This is a genomic window from Streptomyces sp. V4I8 (genome assembly GCF_041261225.1).
Taxonomy (GTDB): Bacteria; Actinomycetota; Actinomycetes; order Streptomycetales; family Streptomycetaceae; genus Streptomyces.
Genome location: NZ_JBGCCN010000001.1, coordinates 8,092,122 through 8,116,541 on the forward strand (window position 1 = coordinate 8,092,122; position 24,420 = coordinate 8,116,541).

Here is a 24,420-nt window from a genome sequence, read left to right on the forward strand (position 1 = left end):
GCGGGCCCGTCCGGCGCGACGGAACGCCTCGGCCTACGGGACGGGACCGACTCCCGCCTCCAGCACCCGTGCGACGAGAAGCGCCACGTCGTCGTGGTCGTCGGGATGGCGCAGGCCGTACAGGAGGAGGTCGCAGGTCTCCTCGAGCGGCCTGCGGGGTTCGTCGAGGAAGCCCAGGAGGACGTCCAGGCGGTCGTCGATGGAGTGGTGCCTGGTCTCGACGAGGCCGTCGGTGTAGAGGACCAGCAGATCGCCGGGGCCGAGGTCGACCGTGGTGGTCCGGAAGGGGATGCCGCCGACGCCGAGCGGGGCACCGGTGGGCAGGTCGAGCAGTTCGGGCGGGCGGCCGGGGCGGGCCAGGGCGGGCGGCATGTGTCCGGCGTTGGCGATGTGACACAGCCGGGTGCGGGGGTCGTACACCGCGTACAGGCACGTGACGATGTAGTGCTCCAGATCGCAGGTGATCTTGTCCAGGTGCTGGAGCACGGTGCCGGGATCGAGGTTGAGGTCCGCGTAGGCGCAGGTCGCGGTGCGCAGCCGGCCCATGGTGGCCGCGGCGTCGATGCCGTTGCCCATGACGTCGCCGACGACCAGGGCGGTCGCGTCGTCGTCCAGCGGGATGACGTCGTACCAGTCGCCGCCGACCTCGCTGGTGGCCTGCGCGGGCTGGTAGCGGGAGGCGAGCTCCAGACCGGTGTGGTGCGGGGGATGGTCGGGCAGCAGGCTGCGCTGCAGGGTGAGCGCGGTGTTGCGCACGCTCTGGAACCAGCGGGCGTTGTCGATGGCCACGGCGGCCCGACTGGCCAGCTCGGTGGCCAGGACGACGTCGTCCTCGTCGAACGGCACCGGATTGCGGGTCCGCTTGAGGTCGAGGGCGCCGAGCACCTCGCCGTGCGCGATCAACGGCACGGCGAGATAGGAGTGGACGCCCGCGCGGGCCAGCAGGGACGTGGCCTCGTCGTCCCGGGCGATGCGCGGCAGATCCCGCTCGCCGACATGGCGCACCAGGACCGGCCGGGCGGTGTGCACGCACAGGGTGACCAGCCGGTCGCCGTCGTACGCGGCGAGGTCACCGGGCGGGTCGGCCGCGCGCAGGGCCGCGCTCGGGTAGGCCGCCTTGAGGGCGAGGGCACGGAACAGCTCCGGGCCGTTGTCCGGCTCGCGCATACGACGGCAGGCCAGCGCGGAGTCCAGGACGTCCACGGCGACCACGTCGGCCAGTTCGGGGGTGGCGACGTCCGCCAGTTCGCGAGCGGTCCGCTCCACCTCCAGCGTGGTGCCGACGCGGGTGGAGGCGTCGGCGATCAGGGCCAGCCGCCGCCGGGCCCGGTCGGCCTCGGCGGCCGCGCGGTGCCGCTCGGTGACGTCGACGAACGAGATGGCCGCGCCCAGGACCCGCCCCCCGGGGTCCTCCAGCCGGTAGAAGGACAGCGACCAGGCGTGCTCGTTGTCGGGGTCGGCCGGCGGGCGGCCCACGTGGTACTGGTCGAGCAGCGGGGTGCCCGTGGTGAGCACCTGGCGCAGGGCGGACTCGATGGTGTCGATGTCGGGCAGCGGCAGCGTCTCCCGCAGCCGGCGGCCGACGTGGTCCTCGGCCGGGGTCGCGTCGATCCGCTCCAGCGCCGGGTTGACCAGCAGATAGCGCAGGTCCGGGTCCAGCAGGGCGAAACCGATCGGGGACTGGCTGATCAGCCGCTCGCACAGCGCCAGATCGGTCTCGACGCGCTGGAGCAGGGAGTGGTCGGCGGCGATGCCCAGGGCGTAGACGTCACCGAGATCGTCCAGCAGCCGCATGTTGCGGAACTCGGTCAGCCGGGTGCTGCCGTCCTTGTGCCGCACGGGGAAGGTGCCGGCCCAGCTCCGGCCCGTCTCCAGCACCTCCGTGAACAGCTGCGTCACGGCCGGCAGCTGGTCGGGGTGGATGAACAGCCGCGCCGCGTGCGTGCCGAGCGCCTCCTCGGCGGTGTAGCCGAAGAGCTCCTCGGCCTGCGGGGTCCAGAACACCACGCGCCCGGCGGCGTCGACGACCACCGCGGCCACGCTCAGCACATCGAGCAGCCCGGTCGGGCGGGGCGGCTCCGGGTCGTACCCGCCTCCGTCGGACCCGAAGGATCCAGCTGTCATCCCGGCTCCTCCTCCACCGGCCGCCAGGGCCGGCACCTCCATGCTCCCTCCGCCCGCACCGGCTTGCCCAGCGGCGGACACGGGGCGCTTTCGGCCCGTGCACATCGGACGCACAAGCAGGAACATGGTCGTGTAGAGGACGGGACCCATGGACGCTGCGTGAGGACCCATGGATGCTGCGCGAGAACGACCGGAGGCGCCCACGTCCGCAGGACCGAGCGCGCTCTTCGACGCGTCCACCGACGCGGCGGCCGTGGTGTCCGCACGCGGTGTCGTCCTCGGCTGGACCCGGGCCGCGGAGGAACTCGTCGGCCATCCGGCGACGGAGATCGTCGGCGCCCCCGCCGCGGCCCTGGTGGCCATGCCGAGCGATCCGGTCCGGGTGGCCCATGTCGCCGAGCGCTGCCGGGCCGGCATGGGGTGGAGCGGCCTGATTCCGGTACGGCACCGTGACGGCCGCCGTATCGACGTGGAGCTGCGGGTCTCCGCGTCCTTCCGGATCGGAGCCGACGAGTGCTTTCTGATCTCGGGGCGGGAGCGGAGGCAGCAGTGGACGGTGGGCCAGTCCGTCCTCGACGGCTTCCTGACCCGCTCACCGGTCGGCATGGCCGTGATGGACACCCAGCTGCGCTACGTCTGGCTCAACGACACCCTGGAACGCTTCGGCGGCGTCCCCCGCGAGCAGCGCCTCGGCCGTCGGCTCAGCGAACTGCTGCCCGGACTGCAGGCGGAGACCATCGAGGGCCTGATGCGCAAGGTCCTGGACACCGGCCTCCCGGTCACCGACTACGAGTACGTGGGATGGAGTTGGGCCGACCCGCACCGGCAGCACGCGTACTCCACGTCCTTCTTCCCCCTCGTGGACCCCGACAACTCGATCACCGGCGTCTGCTACATGGTCTCGGACGTCACCGAGCGGTGGACCGCCCGCCAGCTGTTGTCGCTGGTCAGCGAGGCCGGGACGCGCATCGGCACCACGCTGGACGTGCTGTGGACGGCCCAGGAACTCGCCGACTTCGCCGTTCCCCGCTTCGCGGACTTCGTCGTCGTGGACCTGCTGGAGCCCGTGCTCAGCACCGAGGGGCACGGCGCGTGGCTGACCGACGCCGGGCCGGCGCCCGCCAAGCCGGTGATGCGCCGGGCCGGCATGAGCTCGGTGCGCGAGGGCTGCCCGGAGGCGGTGGCGCGGGTCGGGGAGCGGGTGGACTTCGTTCCTCCGCCGCACGGAGCGCATCTGCTCATCGACGGCGGGCCGATCCTCATCCCGGTCCTCGACCCGTCCGACGAGCTGTGGGCCACCGAACAGCCCGCGCGGGCGGCGAGCATGCGCGAGTTCGGCCTGCACTCCCTGATCTCCGTGCCGATGCGGGCCCGCGACACCGCCCTGGGCCTGACCACGTTCATCCGGTCGCTCAACCCCGTCTCGTTCCAGCCCGACGACGTCCTGGTCGCCCAGGAGCTGGTCGCCCGAGCGGCGCTGTGCGTCGACAACGCCCGCCGCTACACCCGGGAACACACGGCGGCGGTCACGCTGCAGCGCAGCCTGCTGCCCCAGGCCCTCAGCGGCGGGACGGCGCTGGAGGTGGCCTCCTCCTATCTGCCGGCGGACCCGACCGGCGGGGTCGGTGGCGACTGGTTCGACGTCATCCCGCTGTCCGGCGCCCGGGTGGGCCTGGTCGTGGGCGACGTGGTGGGCCACGGCATCACCGCCGCGGCGACCATGGGCCGGCTGCGCACCGCCGTACAGACCCTCGCCGACATGGAGATGCCGCCCGACGAACTGCTGGCCCACCTCGACGACCTGGTGCTCCGCCTCAGCGAGGAGCAGACGGGCGAGGAGCCGACCGAGGCGGCCCACCAGGGCACGGCCGGCTTCCTGGGCGCGACCTGCCTCTACGCCGTCTACGACCCGATCACCAGACGCTGCACGGTGGCCCGGGCCGGACACCCGCCCCCGGTCGTCGTCGCGCCCGACGGCCGGGTCTCCTTCCCGGAACCCCCTGCCGGGCCGCCGCTCGGGCTGGGCGGGATGGGGTTCGAGACCTCCGAGATCGAGCTGGCCGAGAACAGCCTGCTCGGTCTCTACACCGACGGTCTGGTCGCGGCTGCCGACCACGACATGGAGCGGGGCATGTCCCGGCTCGGCGACCTGCTGTCCCGACGGGACTTCGACCTCGACACCCTTTGTTCGTCGGCGGTACGGCGGCTCGTGCCCGTACCGCAGCCCGACGACATCGCCCTCCTCCTGACCCGCACCCACGCCCTGGGCGCCGAGCACGTCGTCTCGTGGGAGGTCCCCGTGGACCCCGCCGCCGTCGCCGACCTCCGGGCCCGGGCGACCCGCCAGGTGGAGGCCTGGGGCTTCGGCGAACTCGCCATGACGACCGAGCTGATCGTGAGCGAGCTGGTCACCAACGCCATCCGCTACGCCGAACCCCCCATCCGCCTACGCCTGATCCGCGACTCCCGCCTGACCTGCGAGGTCGCCGACGCCAGCAGCACCGCCCCCCGACTGCGGCACGCCCGCAGCATGGACGAGGGCGGCCGCGGCCTGTTCCTGGTGGCCCAGCTCGCCCACCGCTGGGGCGCCCGCTACACGGCCGTCGGAAAGATCATCTGGGCCGAACAGGAAACTCCGTGACCGGAGATCCGGAAAGAGCCAGCCCCTTCCGGCGAAGCCTCATGAACGCAGCGCGTCCGAGACCGACTTGACGCCGCCGTGCGCGGTGAGTCCCCCGTCCACGGGAATCTCGGCGCCGGTGATGAAGGACGCCTCGTCGGAGAGCAGGAACACCACGAGCGGGGTGATCTCATCCACGGTGCCGGTGCGGCCGAGCGGGGTCTCGCGGATGTTCGCCTCGCGGAAGGCGGGGGCCGCGGAGGCGGTCATCTCGGTCTCGATGTAACCGGGGTGGACGGTGTTGACGCGGATGCCGCGCGGGCCGAGCTCCAGCGCGGCAGCCTTCGACAGGCCCCGCAAACCCCACTTGCTCGCCGTGTAGGCGACGGGGTAGTGGCCGGTGAGCGCGGCAGTCGAGCCGACGTTGACGACGGACGAGCCCGGCGGCATCAGCGGGGCGAGACGCTGCATGCCGAGCAGCGGGCCGGTGACGTTGACGGCATGGACGCGGTCGAGGTCGTCCGCGCGTACGTCGCCGAGGCGGGCGCGCCAGGTGATGCCCGCGTTGTTGACCAGGCCGTGGACCCCGCCGTACGACTCCCGCAGCTCGGCGGCGAGTACGGACCACTCCGCGTCGCTGGTGACGTCGAGGCGGCGGCAGCCCGGGGCGGCCGTCACGTCGGTGGCGATCACCCGGGCGCCCTCGCGGGTCAGCGCCTCGGCCTCGGCGGCGCCCTGCCCGCGGGCCGCGCCCGTCACCACGACCACCTTGCCGAGGAGCCGCCCGGGACGCAGGCCGCTCACGGCCGCTCCCGGGGACGCCGCCGGGCGACCGGCACCGGCACCGGGCCGGGGCCGGCCACCACGGTGTTGGACACGGAACCGATGCCCTCCACGGTGAGCGTGACCGTGTCGCCGGGCCGCAGCGGCGCCGGGTCCTGTCGCCCGCGCACACCCCACAGCTCGGCGAGACAGCCGCCGTTGCCGCAGGTACCGGAGCCGAGCACGTCACCGGGGCGCACCCAGGTCCCGCGCGAGGCGTAGGCGACCATCTCCTCGAAGGTCCAGCTCATGTTGGACAGCAGGTCCTCGCCGACCACCTCGCCGTTGACCTCGGCGGTCAGGGCCAGCCGCAGAAAGCCGTCCGCGTCCCGGTACGGCTCCAGCTCGTCGGCGGTGACGAGGTACGGGCCGAGCGTGGTGGCGGTGTCCTTGCCCTTGCAGGGGCCGAGCCCCACCCTCATCTCCGCCGACTGCAGGTCACGGGCCGACCAGTCGTTGAAGACCGTGTAGCCGACGATGTGGTCGCGGGCCTGCTCGGGCGTGAGGTCGCGGCCCTCGCGGCCGATCACGGCGGCGACCTCCAGCTCGAAGTCGAGCACGGCCGACCCCGGCGGCACGGGGATGTCGTCGTGCGGGCCGTACACCGCGTAGGGGTTGGTGAAGTAGAAGGTCGGAGCCGCGTACCACCGCTCCGGCACCCCGGCGGCCCCGTCCACGGAACGTCGTACGCCCTCCACATGCTCCTCGAAGGTGACGAAGTCCCGCACGGTGGGCGGCTGGAGCGGCGGCAGCAGACGGACGTCGGACAGCGGGACGGCGTCCCCCACGGGACGGCTGCCGACGGCGTCGAGGGGGGAGGTGCCGTCCGGCAGGGCCCGGACGACGGTGCCTTCCACGACCCCGCAGTGGCGTCGTCCCTCGTACAGATAAGTGGCGATACGCAAGGCTCGGCCCCCTACACCGGCGGGGCGACGAACACGCCGCGGTCGATGTCGTTGAACGACTCCTTGGCGACCAGCTCGTTCATCGGGTTCGCCGTGCCCCACTGGTCGGTGACCTCGGGCTGGGAGAAGTCGTAGACGTGCGGGTGCCAGGTGTCCTCGTCCAGCTCCTCCAGCTCGGTGGTGTACTCCACGGTGTTGCCGTGCGGGTCGAGGAAGTACGTGAAGGTGTTGTCGCCCGCCATGTGCCGGCCAGGCCCCCAGATCTTGCGGACCCCGGCCCGCATCACCCGGCCGGAGCCGCGCATGTACTCGTCCAGGCCGCGCATCTCGAAGGAGATGTGGTGCAGGGAGGTGTGCGGGCACTGGGCGATGGCCATCGAGTGGTGCTGGTTGCTGATCCGCATGAAGTGCATGACCTCGCCCATGTGCGGCGAGCTGAGCGTGTCGGAGAGACGGAAGCCGAGGTGGGTCTCGTACCACTCGCGGGTCTTGTTCAGGTCGGGGGAGTTGAGCACCACGTGGGAGAGCCGGACCGGGATGGCCTCCTTCTCCTCGACACGGCGGTGCTGCCGCGCCGCCACATCCGCGGAGACCTCGATGGTGCGCCCGTCGCCGTCGAAGAAGCGGAAGCCGTACCCGCCTCCGGGGGTGTCGATCTTCCCGGGCTGCGAGATCAACTGCACGCCTTGGGAGAGGAGTTGCTCGGCGAGGGCGTCCACGTGGGCCGGGCTGCCCGCGCCGTAGGAGACCAGGTCGAGGCGCTTCTCCTCGGCCTTGCGCAGCCGTACGACGTACTGCTCGGGGCTGCCCTCGGCGGCCAGGAAGGAGATGCCGGAGTCCTCGGCGACCTTGGTCAGGCCCCAGACACCGGCGTAGAAGTCGAGCTGCTTGTCGTAGTCGGGGACGGCGAGGTCGACGTGCCGCAGATGGGTGAGCAGGCGGTTGCTCATGGGGGGTTCCTCCTCAGGCGAGGTTCAGCAGGGCGACGGCGTTGCCGCCCCGCACCGCGTGGAAGTCGTGGTCGGGCAGGCCCGCTGAGCGCAGGGCGGCCAGCGGGTCGTCGGTGCCCATGTCGAAGGGGAAGTCGGAGCCGAGCAGGACACGGTCGGCGCCGGCGACGCGGATCAACTCCCGCAGGACGTGCGGGTCATGGACGAGGGAGTCGAAGTACAGCTGCTTCAGGTAGCTGCTCGGCTCCCGTGAGCAGCTCCGGGCGTCGGGGCGGGCCCGCCAGGCATGGTCGGAGCGGCCGATGTGGGTGGGGAGATAGCCGCCCCCGTGCGCGGCCACCAGCTTCAGCCCCGGATGGCGGTCCAGGGCGCCGGAGAAGATCAGATGGGAGAGCGCGACGGCGTTCTCGGTGGGCTGGCCGACCGTGTTGGACAGGTACCACTGGTCGAGGCGCTCGTCGAGCGTGCAGCCGAACGGGTGCAGGAAGACCAGGGCGCCGGTCTCCTCCGCGCGGGCCCAGAACGGCGCGAGCCGTGGATCGGAGAGCTCGACCATCCGTGTCCCGCCCGGCCCCGGGGCGTGCGAGGAGATCTCGACTCCCCTCAGCCCCTGGTCCAGCGCGTGGTCGAGCAGGGCCACGGCGAGGTCGGGATGCTGGAGCGGGACCAGACCGAGGCCGTACAGCCGGTCGGGAGCCTTGGCGCAGTGCGCGGCGGTGCCCTCGTTGGCCAGCCGGCAGATCCGGTCGGCCAGTCGGGCCCCGGCCCAGTAGTGGTAGTGGTTCGGTGAGGGGCTCACCACCTGCGCGTCCACACCGGACGTGTCCATGGCCGCCAGGCGCACCGCCGCATCCGTCAGACTCGGCACCCGCGCGCCCACCATGGGGCCGTTCACCGCGAGGGCCGCGGGCCCGTTGCGGCGGGCGTCGAGGTCACGCGCCTCTGCGAGGCCGGGATGACCGGCGACGGCCGCCTCGATCTCCGGCAGCAGGAGGTGGGCATGGACGTCGATGGTGGGCGCCGTCACGGCAGCTCCTTCAGGAAGTTCATCGTGCGGCCGATCAGCCCGGGGACGTCGGCGTCGCGCACGCCGTCCAGCTGCCACCGGCCGATCTGCACGGACGCCTCCACGACGGTCCGGACCCGGGGGACACGGCGGTCGTAGTACGTCTGGAACAGCTCGTCGTCCCAGGGCCGTCCACTGGTGAGCAGTTCGGCGAGAACGAGGGCGTCCTCCAGGGACATGGCCGCGCCCTGCGCGATGGTGGGCGGGCAGCAGTGGGCCGCGTCACCGAGGAGCACGACCCGGCCGCGGTGCCAGGAGCCCTCGACCAGCATCCGGGTGAACCAGGTGTAGTTGACCTGTTCCGGGTCGGTGATGTGCCGGGTGATCTCCGGCCAGGCTCCGCCGTACTGCTGTGCCAGGCGGCGCATCTCGTCGGCGTGCTCGGCCGGGTGGACGGCCGCGCGGTCGCGGCACGCTTCGACGACGTACGCGTAGATGGTGTTCTCGCTGGTGGGGCAGTAGCCGGCGATGTAGGCGGGCCCGCCGTAGGCGAGGTCGGTGCGTACGACGCCCTCGGGCCGTGGAGCGGCGATGCGCCAGATGGCCATGCCGGTCGGCTCCGGTTTCTCGGTGATGCCGATCGCGGCGCGGGTGGCGGAGTTGAGGCCGTCGGCGCCGATCACCAGGTCGTAGCGGCCCTCGCCGCCGTCGCTGAAGCGCACCGAGACCCCGTCGGCGTCCTGCTCCAGCGTCTCGGCCGTGACACCGAGGCGGACCGTGGCGCCGGAGGCGCGGACCGCGTCGATGAGGATCTGCTGCAGCCGGGGGCGCTGCATCCCGAGGGTGGCGGGCAGGTCGTCCCCGCCGGTCCGGATGTCCTCGGCGACGAACAGGACGGTGCCGTCCGGGGCGGTCACACCCAGCGAGTCGAAGGGGTAACCGGAAGCCTCCACCCGTTCCCACACGCCCAGTTCGCGCAGCGCTCGCAGGGCGTTGCCCTGGAGGGTGATGCCGGAACCGGTGGTGGCGTTCCAGTCCGGCTTCGCCTCGATCAGGTCGACGGCGATGCCGGCGCGGCGCAGCAGGATGGTCACGGCGTTGCCGGACGCGCCTCCGCCGATGACGAGGACGGTGGGATCGGGGCTGTCAGCCATGTCGGGGAAACCTCCCGGGGTCGGGGCCGCGCGACGACGGGCGGCAGGGTGCGGTGGGCTACTTGACGGCGATGGGATTGACGGGGGAGCCGACGGCCCCCGTGATGGGCAGCGGCGCGGCCGTCAGCCAGAACTCGTGTACGCCGTCCGCCGCGCAGTCCTCGGCGAGCGCCTCCAGGTCCCACATCTCGCCGATCAGCAGCCCCATGTTGGGGATGACGACCTGGTGCAACGGCTGGAAGGCGTTCTCGAACTCGTTGGGCCGCACCTCGAACCCCCAGGTGTCCGTGGCGATCGCGGCGATCTCCGTACGGTGCAGCCACCCGGCCGACGTGAACGACAGGCCCGGCGCGGGGCCGCCCGCGTACTCGCCCCAACCGCCGCGGCGCACCCGGGCCAGCTGCCCGGTCCGTACGACGACGATGTCCCCGCGGCCGACGGCCACGCCGTGAGCCGCGGCGGTCGTGGTGAGGTGCTCCTCGGTGATGGCGAACCCGTCGGGCAACTCGCCGTCCGCGCCCACGACACGGCCCACGTCCAGCAGAACGCCACGCCCGGCGACGTACGGCGCCATGTGCTCGATGCCGGTGACCAGGTCACCGTCGGAGGTCACGACCTTCTCCGCGGCCCGCCCGTTCCAGGCGTTGCCGTGGTCGAAGATGTGCCCGAGCCCGTCCCACTGGGTGGAGCACTGCAACGGCATCGCGATCACGTCGTCGGCGCCGCCGATCCCGTGCGGGAAGCCCTGGTTCCCCAGCGCCGCGTCGGTACCCGTGTCGAGCATCGTGTGCACGGGGTTGGTGCGCCGGCGCCAGCCCTTCTGCGGCCCGTCCATGTCGAACCGCTGCGACAGCGAGAAGCTCACACCCCGCCGCACCAGGGCGGCGCCCTCCCGGCGCTTGGCCTCGTCGAGGAAGTTCAGGGTGCCGAGCACGTCGTCCTCGCCCCAGCGCCCCCAGTTGGAGTACGCCTTGGCCGCCTCGGCGATCGCGCCCTCGGGGTCGTGCCGGTCGGGGCTCACGGCGTTCCCTCCGCCACACAGCGGGTGCGCTGCACGCCCAGACCGGTGATCGACCCCTCCATGACGTCGCCGTCGCGCAGAAGCCGTCCCCAGTGGATGCCGTTGCCTGCCGGGCTGCCGGTCAGCACCAGGTCGCCGGGCAGGAGCCGGGCCGTCTGCGAGACGTACGACACGAGCCGCGCGATGCCGAAGAGCATGTCCTTGGTGGACTCGTCCTGCATGGTGTCGCCGTTGAGCTTGAGGGTGACCCGCAGATCACCGGGGTCGGTGACCGCCTCGGCCGGGACGAGCCACGGGCCGAGCGGGGTGAACCCGGGCGCGTTCTTGCAGCGCAGCCAGTCGGTGCCGATGGCCTTCATGTCCCGGCGGAACACGGTGGCCCGATCGGTGAGGTCGTTGGCGATCGTGTACCCGGCGACATGCTCCAGCGCCTCCTCGACGGGGACCCGATAGGCCGGCTTGGCGATGACCGCCGCCAACTCCAGCTCCCAGTCCGGCTGTTCGGCCCAGGAAGGGAGGACGACGTCGTCGTACGGACCGGCGGTGGTGGTGGGCAGGCCGATGAACACGTACGGAAGGTCCTCGGCGGCCCGCCGGTCCATGATCGACGCGATCTCGGCCCGCGCCTCCTCGACCGTGCGCGGGTCGTCGGGGGAGCGGTGGGCGACCTCCAGGTCGATCACGTGCTGCCGGTAGTTGGCCCCGGACTGGAAGATCTGCCGGGGTTCGACGGGAGCGTGCACGCGCAGGCCCTCCAGCGGCTGCCAGTCCTGGGTGTCGTCGTCCGCCAGGGCGCGCAGCAGGGGGAGCGTGCCCTCCCACCGTTCCAGGACGGCACGCACCCCCGACGGGGCCCAGTCCAGGGTGCTGCTCAGATCGAGCACCCGTCCCTCGGCCAGAAGACCGGGAAACGGATCCCGGTCCCCGTCCCGGGGGGAGAACGTGCCGAGCGCGAACGGGCCGGCAGGTTGCGCGAGCGTTGCCATGAGATTTCCTCCTGCTGGGGTGCGGTCTACTCTGGCCCTGACCGGCGGATCACGGAAATCAATCCTGTGAATGCGCCGGATCCATGACATGGATGGCTCTCGCTTGCTGGGTGGTGCCCGTTGAACCTGTCCCGACTCGACCTCAACCTGGTCGTGGCCCTGCGCGCGCTACTGGAGGAACGCAACGTCACCAGGGCCGGCGAGCGCATCGGACTGAGCCAGCCGGCGATGAGCGCGGCCCTGTCCCGGCTGCGCCGCCATTTCGACGACGAGCTGCTCGCCCGGACCGGCAACGCCTACGAACTGACGCCGCTCGGCGTCGCGTTGCGGGACCGCAGCGCCACCGCCTGCGACCTCCTGGAGCGGGTCTTCGCCAGCCAGGCCGACTTCGACCCGGCCGCCGAGGCCCGCGAGTTCACCCTGCTCGCCTCGGACTACGGCGCGGCCGTGTTCGGCGCCGCGCTCGCCCGCGCCGTCCACCACGAGGCGCCCGGCATCCGGCTCACCTTCCAGCACCCGGCGCCCTCGGTCGTCGAGAACACCGCGACCGTACTGAGCACGGTGGACGGACTGCTGATGCCGCACGGCGTCATCGACGGCTTTCCCGCCGTCGACCTCTACCGGGACCGCTGGCTGTGCCTGATCGCCGACGACCACCCCGAGGTGGGTGACACACTCACCCTCGACCACCTGGGCCGCCTGCCCTGGGCCGTCTACCAGCGCCCGTACGACGCCCCGGCCGCCCGCCAGTTGAGCATGCTCGGCATCAGCCCTCACGTGGAGGTCTCCGTCCAGACCTTCCAGCTGCTGCCGTTCATGATCGAGGGCACCCGTCGGGTCGCGATGATCCAGGAGCGGCTCGCCCGCAGGGCGGTGTGCTCGGCGGGGGTGCGGGTGCTGCCGTGTCCTTTCGAGGCCGTACCGGTGCAGGAGGCGCTGTGGTGGCACCCGCTGCACGCGCAGGACGCGGCGCACATCTGGCTGCGGCAGAAGGCGGCGGAGGTGGGGGAGACCCTGAGGGAGGAGGGCGGGGGCCTTCGGTGACCGCATACGCCCTGGGCTCCTCGGGGGCGTTGCCCGTCAGGCCAGCCGTTCCGGCAACGGCCGCGGATCGACGGCTCCCGCCCGACGCCGTGCGGCCGTCCACGATCCGGCCGCGACCAGCATCGAGGCCAGCCCCAGCACACCTACCGCACCGGCGAGCGAACCCACCCCCGCCGCCACGGCCAGCAACACCAGCGGACAGACGAACTCACCCCCGAAGAAGGCGGCCGTCCACAGCCCCGTACCAGTCGCCGTGGATGGGTTGCTCCCTGCGTACCGGACACACATGGCCCGCGGCCTGCGTCGGACTCAGCTCGAGGCGGCCACGACCGCGAGCCCGAAGCCGACGAGCGCGACGTGTCGTCCGGCCGGGCGCACGGTGCCTCTTCGGATTGCGGACGTGGCTGATCGGGCTGGTCCGCCATGGGCTGCCGACGGCGGGTCGGCCGGGTTCGGCGGGGGCGTCTGGTTCTGGCCGAGGAGTACCCCGGCAACCCCAACCCACGGCCTGCCGCGCTCGAACAGGAGGACCTGCTCGACGACCCCTTGCGTCTCGCGCTGCCCGAACGCGCCGCCCGCCCCGACGCGGACGGCCCGATGACGGCCCTGCGCTCACTGGCGGATCATCCCTGGGTGATGGAACCGAGGGCACGGCCGCCCGGCACTGGGCCGTGACGCCGTGCCGCGAGGGCGGCTTCGCACCCGGCGTACGGTTCGAGGCCACGGACCTCCTGCTCCACCTCCGCCTCGTCGAGCGGAGTCACGCCGCGGCGTTCTCCCCGACCTCGTCCGGAGCGGCCGCCCCGCGACCGTCCCCCAGCGCCACCTCCCTCGCGGCCGCGCCGCCCGCCGCGTCTTCACCGTCGTACGCATTGGCCGCGGCCGGCACCCGGCCATCCTGGCGTGCCGGGACACGCTCAACCGAGCGACCATGCTCCGCCAGGGCTCGCCATCGCCGTAGCTGGAGCCGTGTCCGGCCTCGTCCGGACAGCGGTGTGCCGGGCCCGGATGTCCGGGCCCGGCTCTCATCGACGTGCGACATCCCCTACGGTGCCGAAATCAGCTCCGTCTTGTCGTCGTCACCACCCGTGCCCCTCCTTCTTGTGGGACGAGTGCTTCGGCTTGCTCGGGTGCTTGGGGTGGTCCGGCTTCTCGGGGTAGGCCGGCTTGACCGGATGGGCCGGCTTTTCCGGGTACATCGGCTTGACGGGGTGGGCGGGCTTTTCCGGGTACGCGGGCTTGACCGGCTTGACGGGGTAGGCGGGCTTGACGGGCTTGATGGGGTAGGCGGGCTTTTCCGGGTAGGCGGGCTTGACGGGCTTGATGGGGTAGGCGGGCTTTTCCGGGTAGGCGGGCTTGACCGGGTAGGCGGGCTTTTCCGGGTAGGCGGGCTTGACGGGCTTGACCGGGTAGGCGGGCTTTTCCGGGTACGCGGGCTTGACCGGGTGCTCAGGCTTGACTGGCTTGACGGGGTAGGCCGGCTTCTCCGGGTACGCAGGCTTGACCGGGTGCTCAGGCTTGACGGGATAGTCGGGCTTGACCGGCTTGACAGGGTATTCGGGCTTGACCGGGTGCACCGGGTATTCGGGCTTGACCGGGTGCACCGGGTGCTCGGGCTTGACCGGGTGCACCGGATACGCCGGCTTCGTCCCGTGCGCCGGATAGGCGGGCTTGGCCGGGTACGGCGGGTGTGGGGTGGTGTCGTCCTGGGCGTGGGCGGTGCCCGTGCTCGCCAGTGCGGCTGCGGCGAGCGCGGCAGCCATGGCGGCTGGCGCCAGAACTGATCGCCATCTAGGCGATGTCGTCATTGTTTCCACTCTCCTCGACTTGGTTCAGGGCCTCGTGACGGGTGGTCAGCACCAAGAGCCGGACAGTGAAATGAATAGGAAATCGGGTGATATGAATAACGCTGCGGCGGTCATAAGCCACCGGATGGTGTAGCGCAGGAGGCCAGTTGGCCCGAGGAGGGGTGAGGCGGCGAGAGGGGTGAGGAGGTGGAGTCGCCGGCCGCGGCCGCGACGGCGGTGACCCCGGGTCCCGCGGCTCGCGTCAGGCCGCGGGCCGCACGAGGCCCGACTCGTACGCGAAGGTCACCGCCTGGACGCGGGCGCGGGCGCCGATCTTGCCGAGGATGTTGCTGACGTGCGTCTTGACGGTGGTCGGCGCGATGGACAGCCGCTCGGCGATCTCGGCGTTGGACCAGCCGGAGGCCACCGCGGTGAGGACGTCGCGTTCGCGTCCGGTGAGGGCGTCGAGGCCGGAGGTGCGGGGGAGGGCGCGGCCGGTGTGCTGTTGGCGGACGGCGTCGATGAGCGCACGGGTCAGGTCCGGGGTGATGACGGCGTCTCCGGCGGCGACGATGCGGACGGTCGAGGCGAGTTCGTCGGGAGCTGCGTCTTCGAGCAGGAATCCGTCCGCGCCGGCGCGCAGGACGGCGTAGGCGTGTCCTTCGTGGCCGGCGGGGGTGAGCACGAGGACGCGGGGCGTGTGCGTGGCCGCGTCCGCCGGTTCGAGAAGCCGGGGGCCGCGTCGCGCACGTGTGATGCGCCGGACGGTCGCGAGGTCGTCCCTGCCGGGAAGGTGACTGCCCATCAGGACGACGTCGGGACGGAGCGCGGCGCTCATCTGGACCGCCTCGGCCCCGCTCGTCGCTTCCCCGATGACGATCAGGTCGGGCTCGGGGTCCAGGAGCATGCGCAGGGCGAGACGCTGCAGTTTCTGGTCGTTGACCACGAGTACGGAGACCATGGCTGTCTTCTCCCTGATGGAGGGCCGGGTGGCCGTCTACCGAGCGGAACGAAACCGTTTCGTTCACCACGTTACCGTAGCGCTGGTAAAGGCGAGGTAGGCGAACGGCCAGGACCTCGCATTCGAGGTCACCGAGGGGCCGGAGTGACCGTCGACGCTCTGAGGAAGGCCGGAGGACTGAGGGTGGGGGCGGGCGGCGCGAGGGCGTCAGTGGGCGAAGACGGCGCCGGCCGACGTCACATGGACCGCCGTACCGGCGAGGACGCTCAACCGGGCGTTGCGGCGCCACTGATGGAGGCCGACGGTGACGGCCAGGGCCGCCAGTGGGGCCACGGCGCGCGAGTCGGTGACGGACACCTCGCGCAGGCAGTGGACGACCAGGATCACCATGACGCCGGCCGGCATGCGCGTGCTGAGGTACTGCAAGGTGGCGCCGGCGCGCAGCGGGGCCAGAGTGGCGAAGGGCGGCGCGCAGGCTCCAGGTGACGGCGGCGATGAGGATCGCGGCGACGGCGTAGCCGGTGTCAGGCATGGGCGGGGCTCTGGCCGTTGGCGAGGTGGCGGGCCGGCAGCCCGGCGGTGAACGGGGCGAAGGCGGCCAGGAGCATCTCGCAGGGGAAGAGCAGGCGGGGCCGCCAGGGCGCAGACGAGGGCCGGCAGCGGGTCGGGAGGTCACCGCGCAGATCCCGTACGGCGTCGAGCGCGAGGACGACGAACAGGGCCGTCAGGGCGAAGTCCAGGCTGGTGACGCCGTCCGGGACGAGGGAACCGAGCAGGGCCCCGGCGGTCGCGCTGCCCGCCCGGTACAGGTACCTGGTCCGGCCGGCGCATCACCGGCAAGCTCAGCGGCCGCCCCGCCGTCCCTCGCCTCGAACCCCACCTCACGATGAAGACGATCAAGGCGGACGGCTGAAGGGGGCTCCGGAACGACTGGCCAAGGGCCGAGCCGTACGTCACCCGGCGGGTTCGATACGCAGGACGGCGCCGGTGTCGCGGATCTCGACGACCTGAAGGCTCATGGCGTCGTTGATGGTCGCGGCGGGGCCCTCGCCGCAGCTCAGCGCGACGCCGCCCCCGCCCTCCGACGACACGCCGCCGCCACCGGAACAGCCCGAAACGCTGTAGCCCGACCCAGTGAGCCGCGCGGTCATCTCGACCTCGCCGCCGGTGATCGCCGTCACCTCGATCGGCCCGAGGCCGTACGCCTCCGGCACCGCCACGACATCCCCCACGGCGACCTCGATCTCACACGTCCCGTCGGCGCACGGCCCGGTCGGCGAGGGCGACGGCGTGGCCGTCTGTGGGGGCGTCGGCGTGGGGTCGGACGCCGGTGCCCCGGAGCGGGACCCGCTGGGCCGGTCGTCCGCGGCGGCCCCGTCCGAAGCGTCCGAGGAGCACGACGTGAGAGCGGCGAACACGACAGCGACGACAACGGCGACGACGGCGGTGAAGGATGGTCTACGCATCATGGCGTCCATGAGACCCGCCCCGGCCGGGACCCCTCCCGTCGCCCCGAACGGGGAGTACAGGAAGCGGTTCGACCGAACCGACTTCGAGCCCCCCGGCTTTGGTCGCCCCAGGCAAGATTGTCATGGACGGGGCGCACGTGATCGGCGTATCGTGCCTCGGCCGCGCGTCGTTCCGCGGACCGATTCACTTCTCGTCCGTGGGAGCCACCTCGTCATGTCCGCATCCAGTGAGCTGCGTCCGCGTCCGCTGCTGCCCTCAGGGGCTCCCGTATCGTCCCTCGGCCTCCTGGTCGCAGCCGTCGGGGGCCTCGCTGTGGTCGCCCTCTGCGATGTGTTCAGCCTGTTCGCCGGTTTCAGGCTCCAGGCGGCGCTCGACGCGGGGGGCGGCTTCGTCACCGATTCGCCTCAGGAACTGGAAGCCGCTGCCTCGCTGTACGAGACGGCCGGGCGGTACCAGGCCATCGTGTACGTGCCCGCCGCGATCATCTTCATCGTCTGGTTCTTCCGTATGCGACGCAACACCGGGCTGCTGGCACCGGACCGGTTCCGCAACGGGCCCGGGTGGGCCGTCGGAGCCTGGCTCATTCCGCTGGTGAATCTCTGGATGCCGTACCGCGTCGCCCTCGACATGTGGGGGGCCGCCACTCCGCTGCCGTCCGAGGGCGAGCGGTACCGGGCGCCCATCTGGCCGGTGAACGCGTGGTGGGGCCTGTTCGTCTTCAGCGTCCTGTTCAACCGGTACGCGGAGATGAAGTACACGAATGCCGTGAATCCGACGGCGATCAAGGACGCGGTGCTGCAGTACATGGCGGCCGACGTGCTGCACATCGTCGCCGCCGCTGCCGCTATGTACTTCGCGATCCGGCTGACCACCATGCAGCGGATCAAGGCGGTCGAGGGGCCGTACCGGTTGGCGGTCGCGCAGGAGCCGTCGGCCTGAAGCGCCGCGGTTTCAGCGCCGCGCCGCGTTCCCGCGCGGCTGAAAGCGGGTTGAAACCGATCTGAACCGCCGCGGGCGCACGCTCTGCGGCATGACGACGACGGACCACGAACTCGAACTCGCGATCGCAGCCACCGGGTTGCGCAAGTCCTACGGGGACAAGACCGTCCTGGACGGCATCGACATCCAGGTACCCGTGGGCACGATCTTCTCCCTGCTCGGGCCGAACGGGGCGGGCAAGACCACGGCGGTGAACATCCTGTCCACCCTCGTCTCGGCGGACGGGGGACAGGCGCGGATCGCCGGGTACGACATCGCCGCCGAGGCGCAGGCGGTTCGGGGCGCGATCGGTGTCACCGGGCAGTTCTCCGCCGTGGACGGGCTGATCACCGGCGAGGAGAACATGCTCCTCATGGCGGACCTGCACCACCTCTCCAAGCGTGAGGGAGGGCGGGTCACCGCGGAGCTCCTGGCGCGCTTCGACCTCACCGAGGCGGCGAAGAAGCCCGCCTCCACCTACTCCGGCGGTATGAAGCGCCGCCTCGACATCGCCATGACGCTGGTCGGCAGCCCGCGGATCATCTTCCTCGACGAGCCGACCACCGGTCTCGACCCGCGCTCGCGGCACAACATGTGGCAGATCATCCGCGAGCTGGTCTCCGACGGCGTCACCGTCTTCCTCACCACCCAGTACCTGGAGGAGGCCGACGAACTCGCCGACCGCATCGCAGTCCTCAACGACGGCAAGCTCGCCGCTCAGGGCACCGCCGAGGAGCTCAAGCGGCTCGTCCCCGGCGGCCATGTACGACTGCGCTTCGCCGACCCGGTGGCCTACGAACGGGCGGGCACCGCACTGCGCGAGACGACCCGCGACGACGACGCACTCACCCTCCAGATCCCCAGCGGCGGCAGCCAGCGCGAGCTGCGCGCCATCCTCGACTGGCTCGACGCGGCCGGAGTCGAGGCCGACGAGCTGTCCGTGCACACCCCCGACCTGGACGACGTGTTCTTCGCCCTGACCGCGACCGTCGCCCCCGCCCCGTCCAGCGCCAAGGAGACCGTCCGATGAGCACCGCCGGCTACCCGTTCCGCGACAACGTCACCATGCTGCGGCGCAACCTCCTGCACGCGCGCCGCTACCCCTCCCTGACCCTGAACCTCCTGCTCACCCCGGTCATCCTGCTGCTGCTCTTCGTCTACATCTTCGGCGACACCATGAGCGCGGGCATCACCGGCGGCCCCGGCGACCGTAGTGAGTACATCGCCTACATCGTCCCCGGCATCCTGCTCATGACCATCGGCGGGACCGCGATCGGCACCGCGGTGTCCGTGGCGTCCGACATGACCGAGGGCATCATCGCCCGGTTCCGCACCATGGCGATCTCCCGCGCCTCCGTGCTGATCGGCCATGTCGTCGGCAGTGTGATCCAGACGCTGATGGCGCTCGCGGTGGTGCTGGGCGTCGGGCTGGCCATCGGCTTCCGGCCCGACGCCACACCGGTGGAGTGGCTCGTGGCGGTCGGGCTGCTGACGCTGGTCAGCATCTCGCTGATCTGGATCGCGGTCGGCATGGGACTGGTCAGCCCCAATGCCGAAGGGGCCAGCAACCTCGCGCTGCCCCTGATGGTGCTGCCGCTCCTGTCCAGCGCCTTCGTGCCGGTGGACGCCATGCCGGGCTGGTTCCAGCCGATCGCCGAGTACCAGCCCTTCTCGCCCGCCATCGAGACCCTGCGCGGACTGCTGATGGGCAGCGAGATCGGCACGAAGAACGCGGTCCTCACCGTCGGCTGGTGCCTGGGCCTGACCGTGCTGGGCTACTTCTGGTCCAGGGCGCGGTTCAGCCGCGAGCCGGGGCGTTGAGCTCGCGCAGCGCCACCGCCCGCAACTCCTCCCGCCCCAGGGCGGCGTACGCCCGGTGAGCCTCGGCGTACGCCGCCTTGTCGGCGTTCTCGGCCGCCCGGCGGGACCGGGCCGACGACAGGGTGGGGAACTCCCGCCCCACCAGCATCCGTTCCGCCAGCGCCACCAGCCGTACGGCCGTCGCGTCGCCCCGGGCCAGCCCGGCGAAGCCGAGCGCCAGCAGGACGGTGCCGTAGACCGGGAACTCCGCCGGTGACTTGACGTCGGAGTCGCCGGTCAGCCTCCCCAGCAGCCGTTCCCGCAGCTCGTCGGCGAGCCCGGCCACCGGCTCCAGGCGGCCGTGCTGGGCGTGCGCCGCGAGCGCGGCCGAGCGCACCCCCAGCGACCACGGCTCCACGAACGGATCGTCGGCGTGCAGCGGGACGGCCTCGCGCGTTCGCGCCACCGCCTGCCGCCACAGCCCGAGCCCGGTCTCGGTCAGCCCCCGGGCCAGCGCGATCTCCGCCCGGGACGACAGGTCGGGGGTGAAGATCTGCATGCCCTCCGGCTGCCGGTCCAGGGTGGCGAGCCCGAGCCAGTACTCTGCCTCGTCGATCTCCCCGCGCTCCAGACACGCCTGCACCAGGCTCCACCGCACGCCGACCCAGTCCCACCGGTCGCCGAACGCGTCGAGCGTGCCGAGCAGGGCGCGCAGATGGTCGTACGCCTCCTCGGCCCGCCCGGACTGGAGGCCCAGTTCGCTGATCCGGCCGTGGCTGAGCAGCATCATGGACGGGTTGCCCAGCGGGGCCAGCGTGTCGGTCATCCGGCGGGCGCACTCCAGCGCGCGCTCCGGTTCGTGCTCGGCCTCCCACACATAGCTGGCCACACAGGTCGCGACGCCCGCCAGCAGGGGCTCCTCGGCGTCGCACAGTTCCTGGAGCCGTGCGTAGCGCGGCGGATGCATGTCCGGTACGGCGTTCAGCACCAGGGTCACCGCCCGCAGCAGCGTGTCCGGCGGGGCGGGCGGCAGCCGGCGCAGGGTGACGAACTGCCGTACGGCGCGGGCGCCGCGGCCCATGAAGAGGCCGGCGGCGCACACCGCCGCCGCGCTGCGGGCCGGTTCGACATCGTCGGGGCCCGGCCGGAAGTGCGACAGCGGGCCGCCGGTCTCCGCGGCGACGGCGGCCAGCCGGGCGTAGTTGGTGTCGGTGGCCCACAGGGAGGCCAGTACGGCGGTGACGGCCGCGGTGGTGGGGCCGTCGGCGCGGGCCAGCGCGTACCGCAGCGCCAGGACGAGGTTGTCCTGCTCGGCCCGGATGCGGAGCCGGGCGGGCAGCTGATCGCCGGTGAACAGCACATCGTGGTGCGCACGGCCGAAGTCCCGCGCCCAGCACAGGAACCGGCCGGTCACCGCCTCCTCCTCACCGGCCTCGGCGCGCCGGGCCGCGCTGAACTCCCGCAGCGTCTCCAGCATGTGGAAACGCACCCCGCAAGGGCCGTCGCCCACCTTGATCAGCGACTGGTCGGCCAGCTGCTCCAGCAGCGTCAGCGCGTCGGCGCTCTCACCGAGCACGTCCTGCGCCGCGTCCTCGCCGAAGCCGCCGGGAAACACCGACAACGCCCGCAGCGCCGCCCGCCCGTCGGGCTCCAGCAGATTCCAGCTCCACTCGACCACCGCCCGCAGCGTGCGGTGCCGGGCCGGTGCGTCGCGGGCGCCGCCGCGCAGCAGCGTGAAGCGGTCCCGCAGCCGGCGGGAGATGTCGGCCACGGACAACACCCGCACGCGGGCCGCGGCGAGTTCCACGGCGAGCGGCAGCCCGTCCAGGTGCCGGCAGACCTCGGCCACCGTGCCCTCGGGCAGCTCCACACCGGGCCGGGCCGCCCGCGCCCGCTGCTCGAAGAGTTCGACCGACGTCGCCAGGGACAGCTCCGGCAGGGCGTACACGGACTCCGAGGTCAGCCCCAGCGGAGCCCGGCTGGTGGCGAGCACCCGCAGCTCCCTCGACCGCGCCACCAGGGTCTGTACGAGGGCGGCCGCGCCGGAGACCACCTGCTCGCAGTTGTCCAGCACCAGCAGGGTGGGCCCCGTGCCCAGCGCGGCCACGATCCCGCTGACCGCGTCACCGGCGGCGAACTGCCGGGTTTCCCCCGCCCCGACGGCCGAGGCCACCTCGCCCGCCACGTCGTCGTCGGCGGTGACACCGGCCAGGGCCACGAAGTGCACCACGGGTTGCTCGGCCACCCGGCTCACCGCGTGGGCGAGCCGGGTCTTGCCCAGCCCGCCGGGCCCCACCACCGTGACCACCCGGGCCGTCCGCAACAGCCCTGCCACGGCGGCGATGTCGGCTTCCCGCCCCACCAGCGGGTTCGGCTCGTGCGGCACACCGTGGCGTACCGGCGCCGCGTCCGCGCTCAGCAACTCCTGGTACGTGACCCTGAGTTCGGCTCCCGGATCGGTACCCAGTTCCTCACGCAGCCCACGGCGATAGGCGTCGTACCGGGTCAGCGCCGCCGCCCGGCCCGCGGTGGCGGCCTCGCAGCGCAGCAGCTCCGCCAGCACCTCCTCGTCCCGCGGCAGCTCCTCCGCCAGCCCGGCCAGCGGTGCGGCGGCCTCCTCCCGCCGCCCCAGCCGGGCGAGCGCCAGTGCCCGGCAGCGGACCAGCGAACGGTGTGCCCGGACGCGATCGCCGCGCAGCGCCACCACGGGATCGTGCAGGTCCTCTCCGGCCCCCGCACCCACACCGCCGTCCCACAGGGCCAAGCCCGCCTCGGCCTGCGCCAAGGCGCCCTCGTGATCCCCGGCACGCGCCCGCTCGGCGCTCGCCGCCTCGTGCAGCAGCAGCGCGGAACTGTCCACCCGAGCCTCGTCCAGCGCCAGCCGATAGCCCGTCGGTGTGCTCACGACCAGCTCGGCACCCACCTGCGCCCGGAGCCGCGACACCAGGATCTGCACCGCCTTGCCCGGTCGCTCCGGCAACTCCTCCGGCCACAGCCCCTCCACCAGCCGGCCCGTGCTGCACCCCGTGCGCAGATCCTCCGCGAGCAGCGCCAACAGCCCGCGCAGCCGCGGCGCGGTGATCTCCCGTCCACGACAGGCGACTCGGGAGAGCAGGGTCAACTCGGTCGTCACCCGTGAAGGTTAGCCAGCACAACGCCGAACGCACCCGCTGGACGGCCGTCTTGCGCGGTCGCCGGGGGCGGGGATGATGAGTGAACCGGCTGGGCCGATCTCCCGAGGAGAGTGACAGCTGATGAGGGTGTGTGTGGTCGGGGCCGGCCCCGGGGGAATCGTCAGCGCCAAGGTGCTGTTGGAGAACGGCTTCGACGTCGCCGTCATCGACAGGTTCCAGCAGGTAGGCGGAACCTGGTCAGCGGAAGGCTGCTACGACGGGCTGGCCAACCAGGCCAGTCGCCGCCTCTTCGAATTCGCGGACCTGCCCAACCGCCTGCACTTCGCTGGCGCGGTGGACACGCAACGCTATCTGGAGCACTACGCCCGGACCTTCGGTGTGCTGGACCGCGTGCGGACCGGCACGGAGGTGGTCTCCGTCCGGCCGGTGGAGGGGCCCGGGCGGCTGGGCGCCTCCGGCTGGTGGATCGACTCCCGGCCCGCCGGGGTGAACCTGCCCGCCGGGGAGAAGACGGCGGCGGAGGTGCAGCGCGAACGATTCGACTACGTCGTCGTCGCCAGCGGGGCTCATCACCATGCCCACCTGCCGGAGTTGCCCGGGCGTGAGTCGTTCCAGGGGACCGTGCTGCACTCCAACGAGGTGCGCGCCGGCACCTTCACCGGCCGGCGCGTGGTCGTCGTGGGCGGCGGCAAGTCCGCGCTGGACCTGATCACCCGCGCCGCACGCGAGGCGACCTCGGCCACCCTCGTGCAGCGCAAGGTGAACTGGATGGTCCCCGAGCGGCTCCTGCTCGGTCTGGTCGGCTACAAGTGGATCCTGTTCACCCGGTTCGGCGAGGCACTCCTGCCCCGTTACCACGATCCGGCCTGCGTCCGTCCGATCGACCGTATCGACGAGCGGGCCAAGCGCGCTCTGTGGTGGGTCATCACCCGCGACATGCTGTTCTCCACCGGGCTCTACCGACTGCCGAAGCACCTGCGGCCCGCTCGACGGCTCCCCTTCCACCTGGCCCACGCGGGAGTGATGCCACGCGGCTATGTGCGGGCCGTCCGACGCGGCCTGATCGCCACCGAGGTCAGCGCTGTCGAGGCGTACACCGACAAGGGACTGCGACTGGCGACCGGCGGGGAAGTGGCCGCGGACGTCATCGTGTTCGCCACGGGGCACCACAAGGTCTTCCCGTTCCTGGACCCGCGAGTGCCGGTGCACGACTCCGCCGGGCGGCTGCGGCTCTACCGAGGCATCGTGCCCCCCGACGCCGACCGGCTGGCGTTCGTGGGTTTCCGGCAGGTCTTCAACAACATCATGGGCATGGAACTCACCGCCCACTGGCTGACCCGCCACTTCCGGGCGACGCTGCGCACCACCCCGGGCGAGCAGGAGATGCGGGAAGCCATCGACGCCCGCCTGGCCTGGCAGGAACAGGTCCTGCCGGGCTCCGGCGGCTACGACTTCGGTCCCTACGACATCCACTGCGCCGACGAACTCCTGCACGACATGGGGTTGCCGTCCCGCCGCGCCCGCAACCTCCTGGCCGAATACCTGCTTCCCGGCGGAGTCGCCCACCGCTACGCGGGCCTGACTCGACCGGCGCGGGGCGGCGCCTCGCCCGAGTGACGCCGGAGGTTGTGCACTACGTTGACGAGCGTTAGAAATCT

Annotated in this window: 20 protein-coding genes and 1 pseudogene; 7 read left to right on the forward strand and 14 right to left on the reverse strand. The window is 72.1% G+C overall.

The annotated features are described in order from the left end of the window. Positions 1-33: 33 nt before the first annotated feature. A complete protein-coding gene (locus tag ABIE67_RS36685) occupies positions 34-2,124 on the reverse strand; it encodes a SpoIIE family protein phosphatase (protein WP_370265856.1) in 2,091 nt (696 codons plus the stop codon). Between the two features lie 169 nt (positions 2,125-2,293). Between ABIE67_RS36685 and ABIE67_RS36690 the strand changes: the two genes are divergently transcribed. Next, positions 2,294-4,765, forward strand: coding sequence for a SpoIIE family protein phosphatase (locus tag ABIE67_RS36690; RefSeq protein ID WP_370265857.1), 2,472 nt, complete (start codon positions 2,294-2,296; stop codon positions 4,763-4,765). A gap of 39 nt (positions 4,766-4,804) precedes the next feature. Here the strand turns inward: ABIE67_RS36690 and ABIE67_RS36695 are convergent, their stop codons facing one another. The 7 genes from ABIE67_RS36695 to ABIE67_RS36725 are packed head-to-tail and all read right to left on the reverse strand — an operon-like array spanning position 4,805 to position 11,588. Then, positions 4,805-5,548 carry an SDR family NAD(P)-dependent oxidoreductase gene (locus ABIE67_RS36695; RefSeq protein WP_370265858.1) on the reverse strand — a complete coding sequence of 248 codons (744 nt, stop codon included), beginning with the start codon at positions 5,546-5,548 and terminating at the stop codon, positions 4,805-4,807. Next, entirely contained in the window at positions 5,545-6,471 is a 927-nt protein-coding gene (locus ABIE67_RS36700) for a fumarylacetoacetate hydrolase family protein (RefSeq protein ID WP_370265859.1), read from the reverse strand. Before ABIE67_RS36700 ends, ABIE67_RS36695 begins: the two co-directional genes overlap by 4 nt. Positions 6,472-6,482: 11 nt before the next feature. After that, positions 6,483-7,421 carry a VOC family protein gene (locus tag ABIE67_RS36705; protein WP_370265860.1) on the reverse strand — a complete coding sequence of 313 codons (939 nt, stop codon included), beginning with the start codon at positions 7,419-7,421 and terminating at the stop codon, positions 6,483-6,485. Between the two features lie 13 nt (positions 7,422-7,434). Beyond that, positions 7,435-8,448 (reverse strand): amidohydrolase family protein, encoded by a 1,014-nt coding sequence (locus ABIE67_RS36710; protein WP_370265861.1) that lies wholly within the window; start codon positions 8,446-8,448, stop codon positions 7,435-7,437. After that, the gene (locus ABIE67_RS36715) at positions 8,445-9,581 is read right to left on the reverse strand and encodes an FAD-dependent oxidoreductase (protein WP_370265862.1); all 1,137 of its coding nucleotides are present in this window, start codon (positions 9,579-9,581) and stop codon (positions 8,445-8,447) included. Before ABIE67_RS36715 ends, ABIE67_RS36710 begins: the two co-directional genes overlap by 4 nt. A 58-nt stretch (positions 9,582-9,639) precedes the next feature. Further along, on the reverse strand, positions 9,640-10,602 hold the full coding sequence (locus ABIE67_RS36720) for a cyclase family protein (RefSeq protein WP_370265864.1): 963 nt from the start codon (positions 10,600-10,602) through the stop codon (positions 9,640-9,642). Further along, entirely contained in the window at positions 10,599-11,588 is a 990-nt protein-coding gene (locus tag ABIE67_RS36725; RefSeq protein ID WP_370265865.1) for a fumarylacetoacetate hydrolase family protein, read from the reverse strand. The genes ABIE67_RS36720 and ABIE67_RS36725 overlap by 4 nt, the downstream gene beginning before the upstream one ends. Positions 11,589-11,708: 120 nt before the next feature. Here ABIE67_RS36725 and ABIE67_RS36730 point away from each other — a divergent pair, with 120 nt between their 5' ends. Further along, a complete protein-coding gene (locus ABIE67_RS36730; protein ID WP_370265866.1) occupies positions 11,709-12,632 on the forward strand; it encodes a LysR family transcriptional regulator in 924 nt (307 codons plus the stop codon). A 36-nt stretch (positions 12,633-12,668) separates the two neighbouring features. Here the strand turns inward: ABIE67_RS36730 and ABIE67_RS36735 are convergent, their stop codons facing one another. Further along, a complete protein-coding gene (locus ABIE67_RS36735; RefSeq protein ID WP_370265867.1) occupies positions 12,669-12,920 on the reverse strand; it encodes a hypothetical protein in 252 nt (83 codons plus the stop codon). Positions 12,921-13,055: 135 nt separating this feature from the next. On the opposite strand from ABIE67_RS36735, the gene ABIE67_RS36740 reads away from it, so the two are divergent. Beyond that, entirely contained in the window at positions 13,056-13,307 is a 252-nt protein-coding gene (locus ABIE67_RS36740; RefSeq protein ID WP_370265868.1) for a hypothetical protein, read from the forward strand. A 404-nt stretch (positions 13,308-13,711) separates the two neighbouring features. Here the strand turns inward: ABIE67_RS36740 and ABIE67_RS36745 are convergent, their stop codons facing one another. The 4 genes and pseudogenes from ABIE67_RS36745 to ABIE67_RS36760 form a co-directional block, all read right to left on the reverse strand. Continuing rightward, complete coding sequence (locus ABIE67_RS36745) at positions 13,712-14,395, reverse strand: hypothetical protein (protein ID WP_370265869.1); 684 nt, start codon at positions 14,393-14,395, stop codon at positions 13,712-13,714. A 286-nt stretch (positions 14,396-14,681) separates the two neighbouring features. Next, positions 14,682-15,380 (reverse strand): LuxR C-terminal-related transcriptional regulator, encoded by a 699-nt coding sequence (locus ABIE67_RS36750; RefSeq protein ID WP_370265870.1) that lies wholly within the window; start codon positions 15,378-15,380, stop codon positions 14,682-14,684. Between the two features lie 207 nt (positions 15,381-15,587). After that, a pseudogene (locus ABIE67_RS36755) lies at positions 15,588-15,912 on the reverse strand (branched-chain amino acid transporter permease). 421 nt (positions 15,913-16,333) lie between these two features. Continuing rightward, positions 16,334-16,849 carry a hypothetical protein gene (locus tag ABIE67_RS36760; RefSeq protein WP_370265871.1) on the reverse strand — a complete coding sequence of 172 codons (516 nt, stop codon included), beginning with the start codon at positions 16,847-16,849 and terminating at the stop codon, positions 16,334-16,336. Positions 16,850-17,063: 214 nt separating this feature from the next. Here ABIE67_RS36760 and ABIE67_RS36765 point away from each other — a divergent pair, with 214 nt between their 5' ends. The 3 genes from ABIE67_RS36765 (at position 17,064) to ABIE67_RS36775 (ending at position 19,649) form a co-directional block, all read left to right on the forward strand. Then, entirely contained in the window at positions 17,064-17,789 is a 726-nt protein-coding gene (locus ABIE67_RS36765; RefSeq protein WP_370265872.1) for a DUF4328 domain-containing protein, read from the forward strand. 91 nt (positions 17,790-17,880) lie between these two features. Next, on the forward strand, positions 17,881-18,858 hold the full coding sequence (locus ABIE67_RS36770; protein ID WP_370265873.1) for an ATP-binding cassette domain-containing protein: 978 nt from the start codon (positions 17,881-17,883) through the stop codon (positions 18,856-18,858). Beyond that, positions 18,855-19,649 (forward strand): ABC transporter permease, encoded by a 795-nt coding sequence (locus tag ABIE67_RS36775; RefSeq protein WP_370265874.1) that lies wholly within the window; start codon positions 18,855-18,857, stop codon positions 19,647-19,649. Before ABIE67_RS36770 ends, ABIE67_RS36775 begins: the two co-directional genes overlap by 4 nt. Here the strand turns inward: ABIE67_RS36775 and ABIE67_RS36780 are convergent. Then, positions 19,627-22,761, reverse strand: coding sequence for a BTAD domain-containing putative transcriptional regulator (locus ABIE67_RS36780; RefSeq protein ID WP_370265875.1), 3,135 nt, complete (start codon positions 22,759-22,761; stop codon positions 19,627-19,629). The genes ABIE67_RS36775 and ABIE67_RS36780 overlap by 23 nt on opposite strands. Before the next feature lie 121 nt (positions 22,762-22,882). On the opposite strand from ABIE67_RS36780, the gene ABIE67_RS36785 reads away from it, so the two are divergent. Beyond that, a complete protein-coding gene (locus ABIE67_RS36785) occupies positions 22,883-24,379 on the forward strand; it encodes a flavin-containing monooxygenase (RefSeq protein ID WP_370265876.1) in 1,497 nt (498 codons plus the stop codon). The last annotated feature ends 41 nt before the right edge of the window (positions 24,380-24,420 follow it).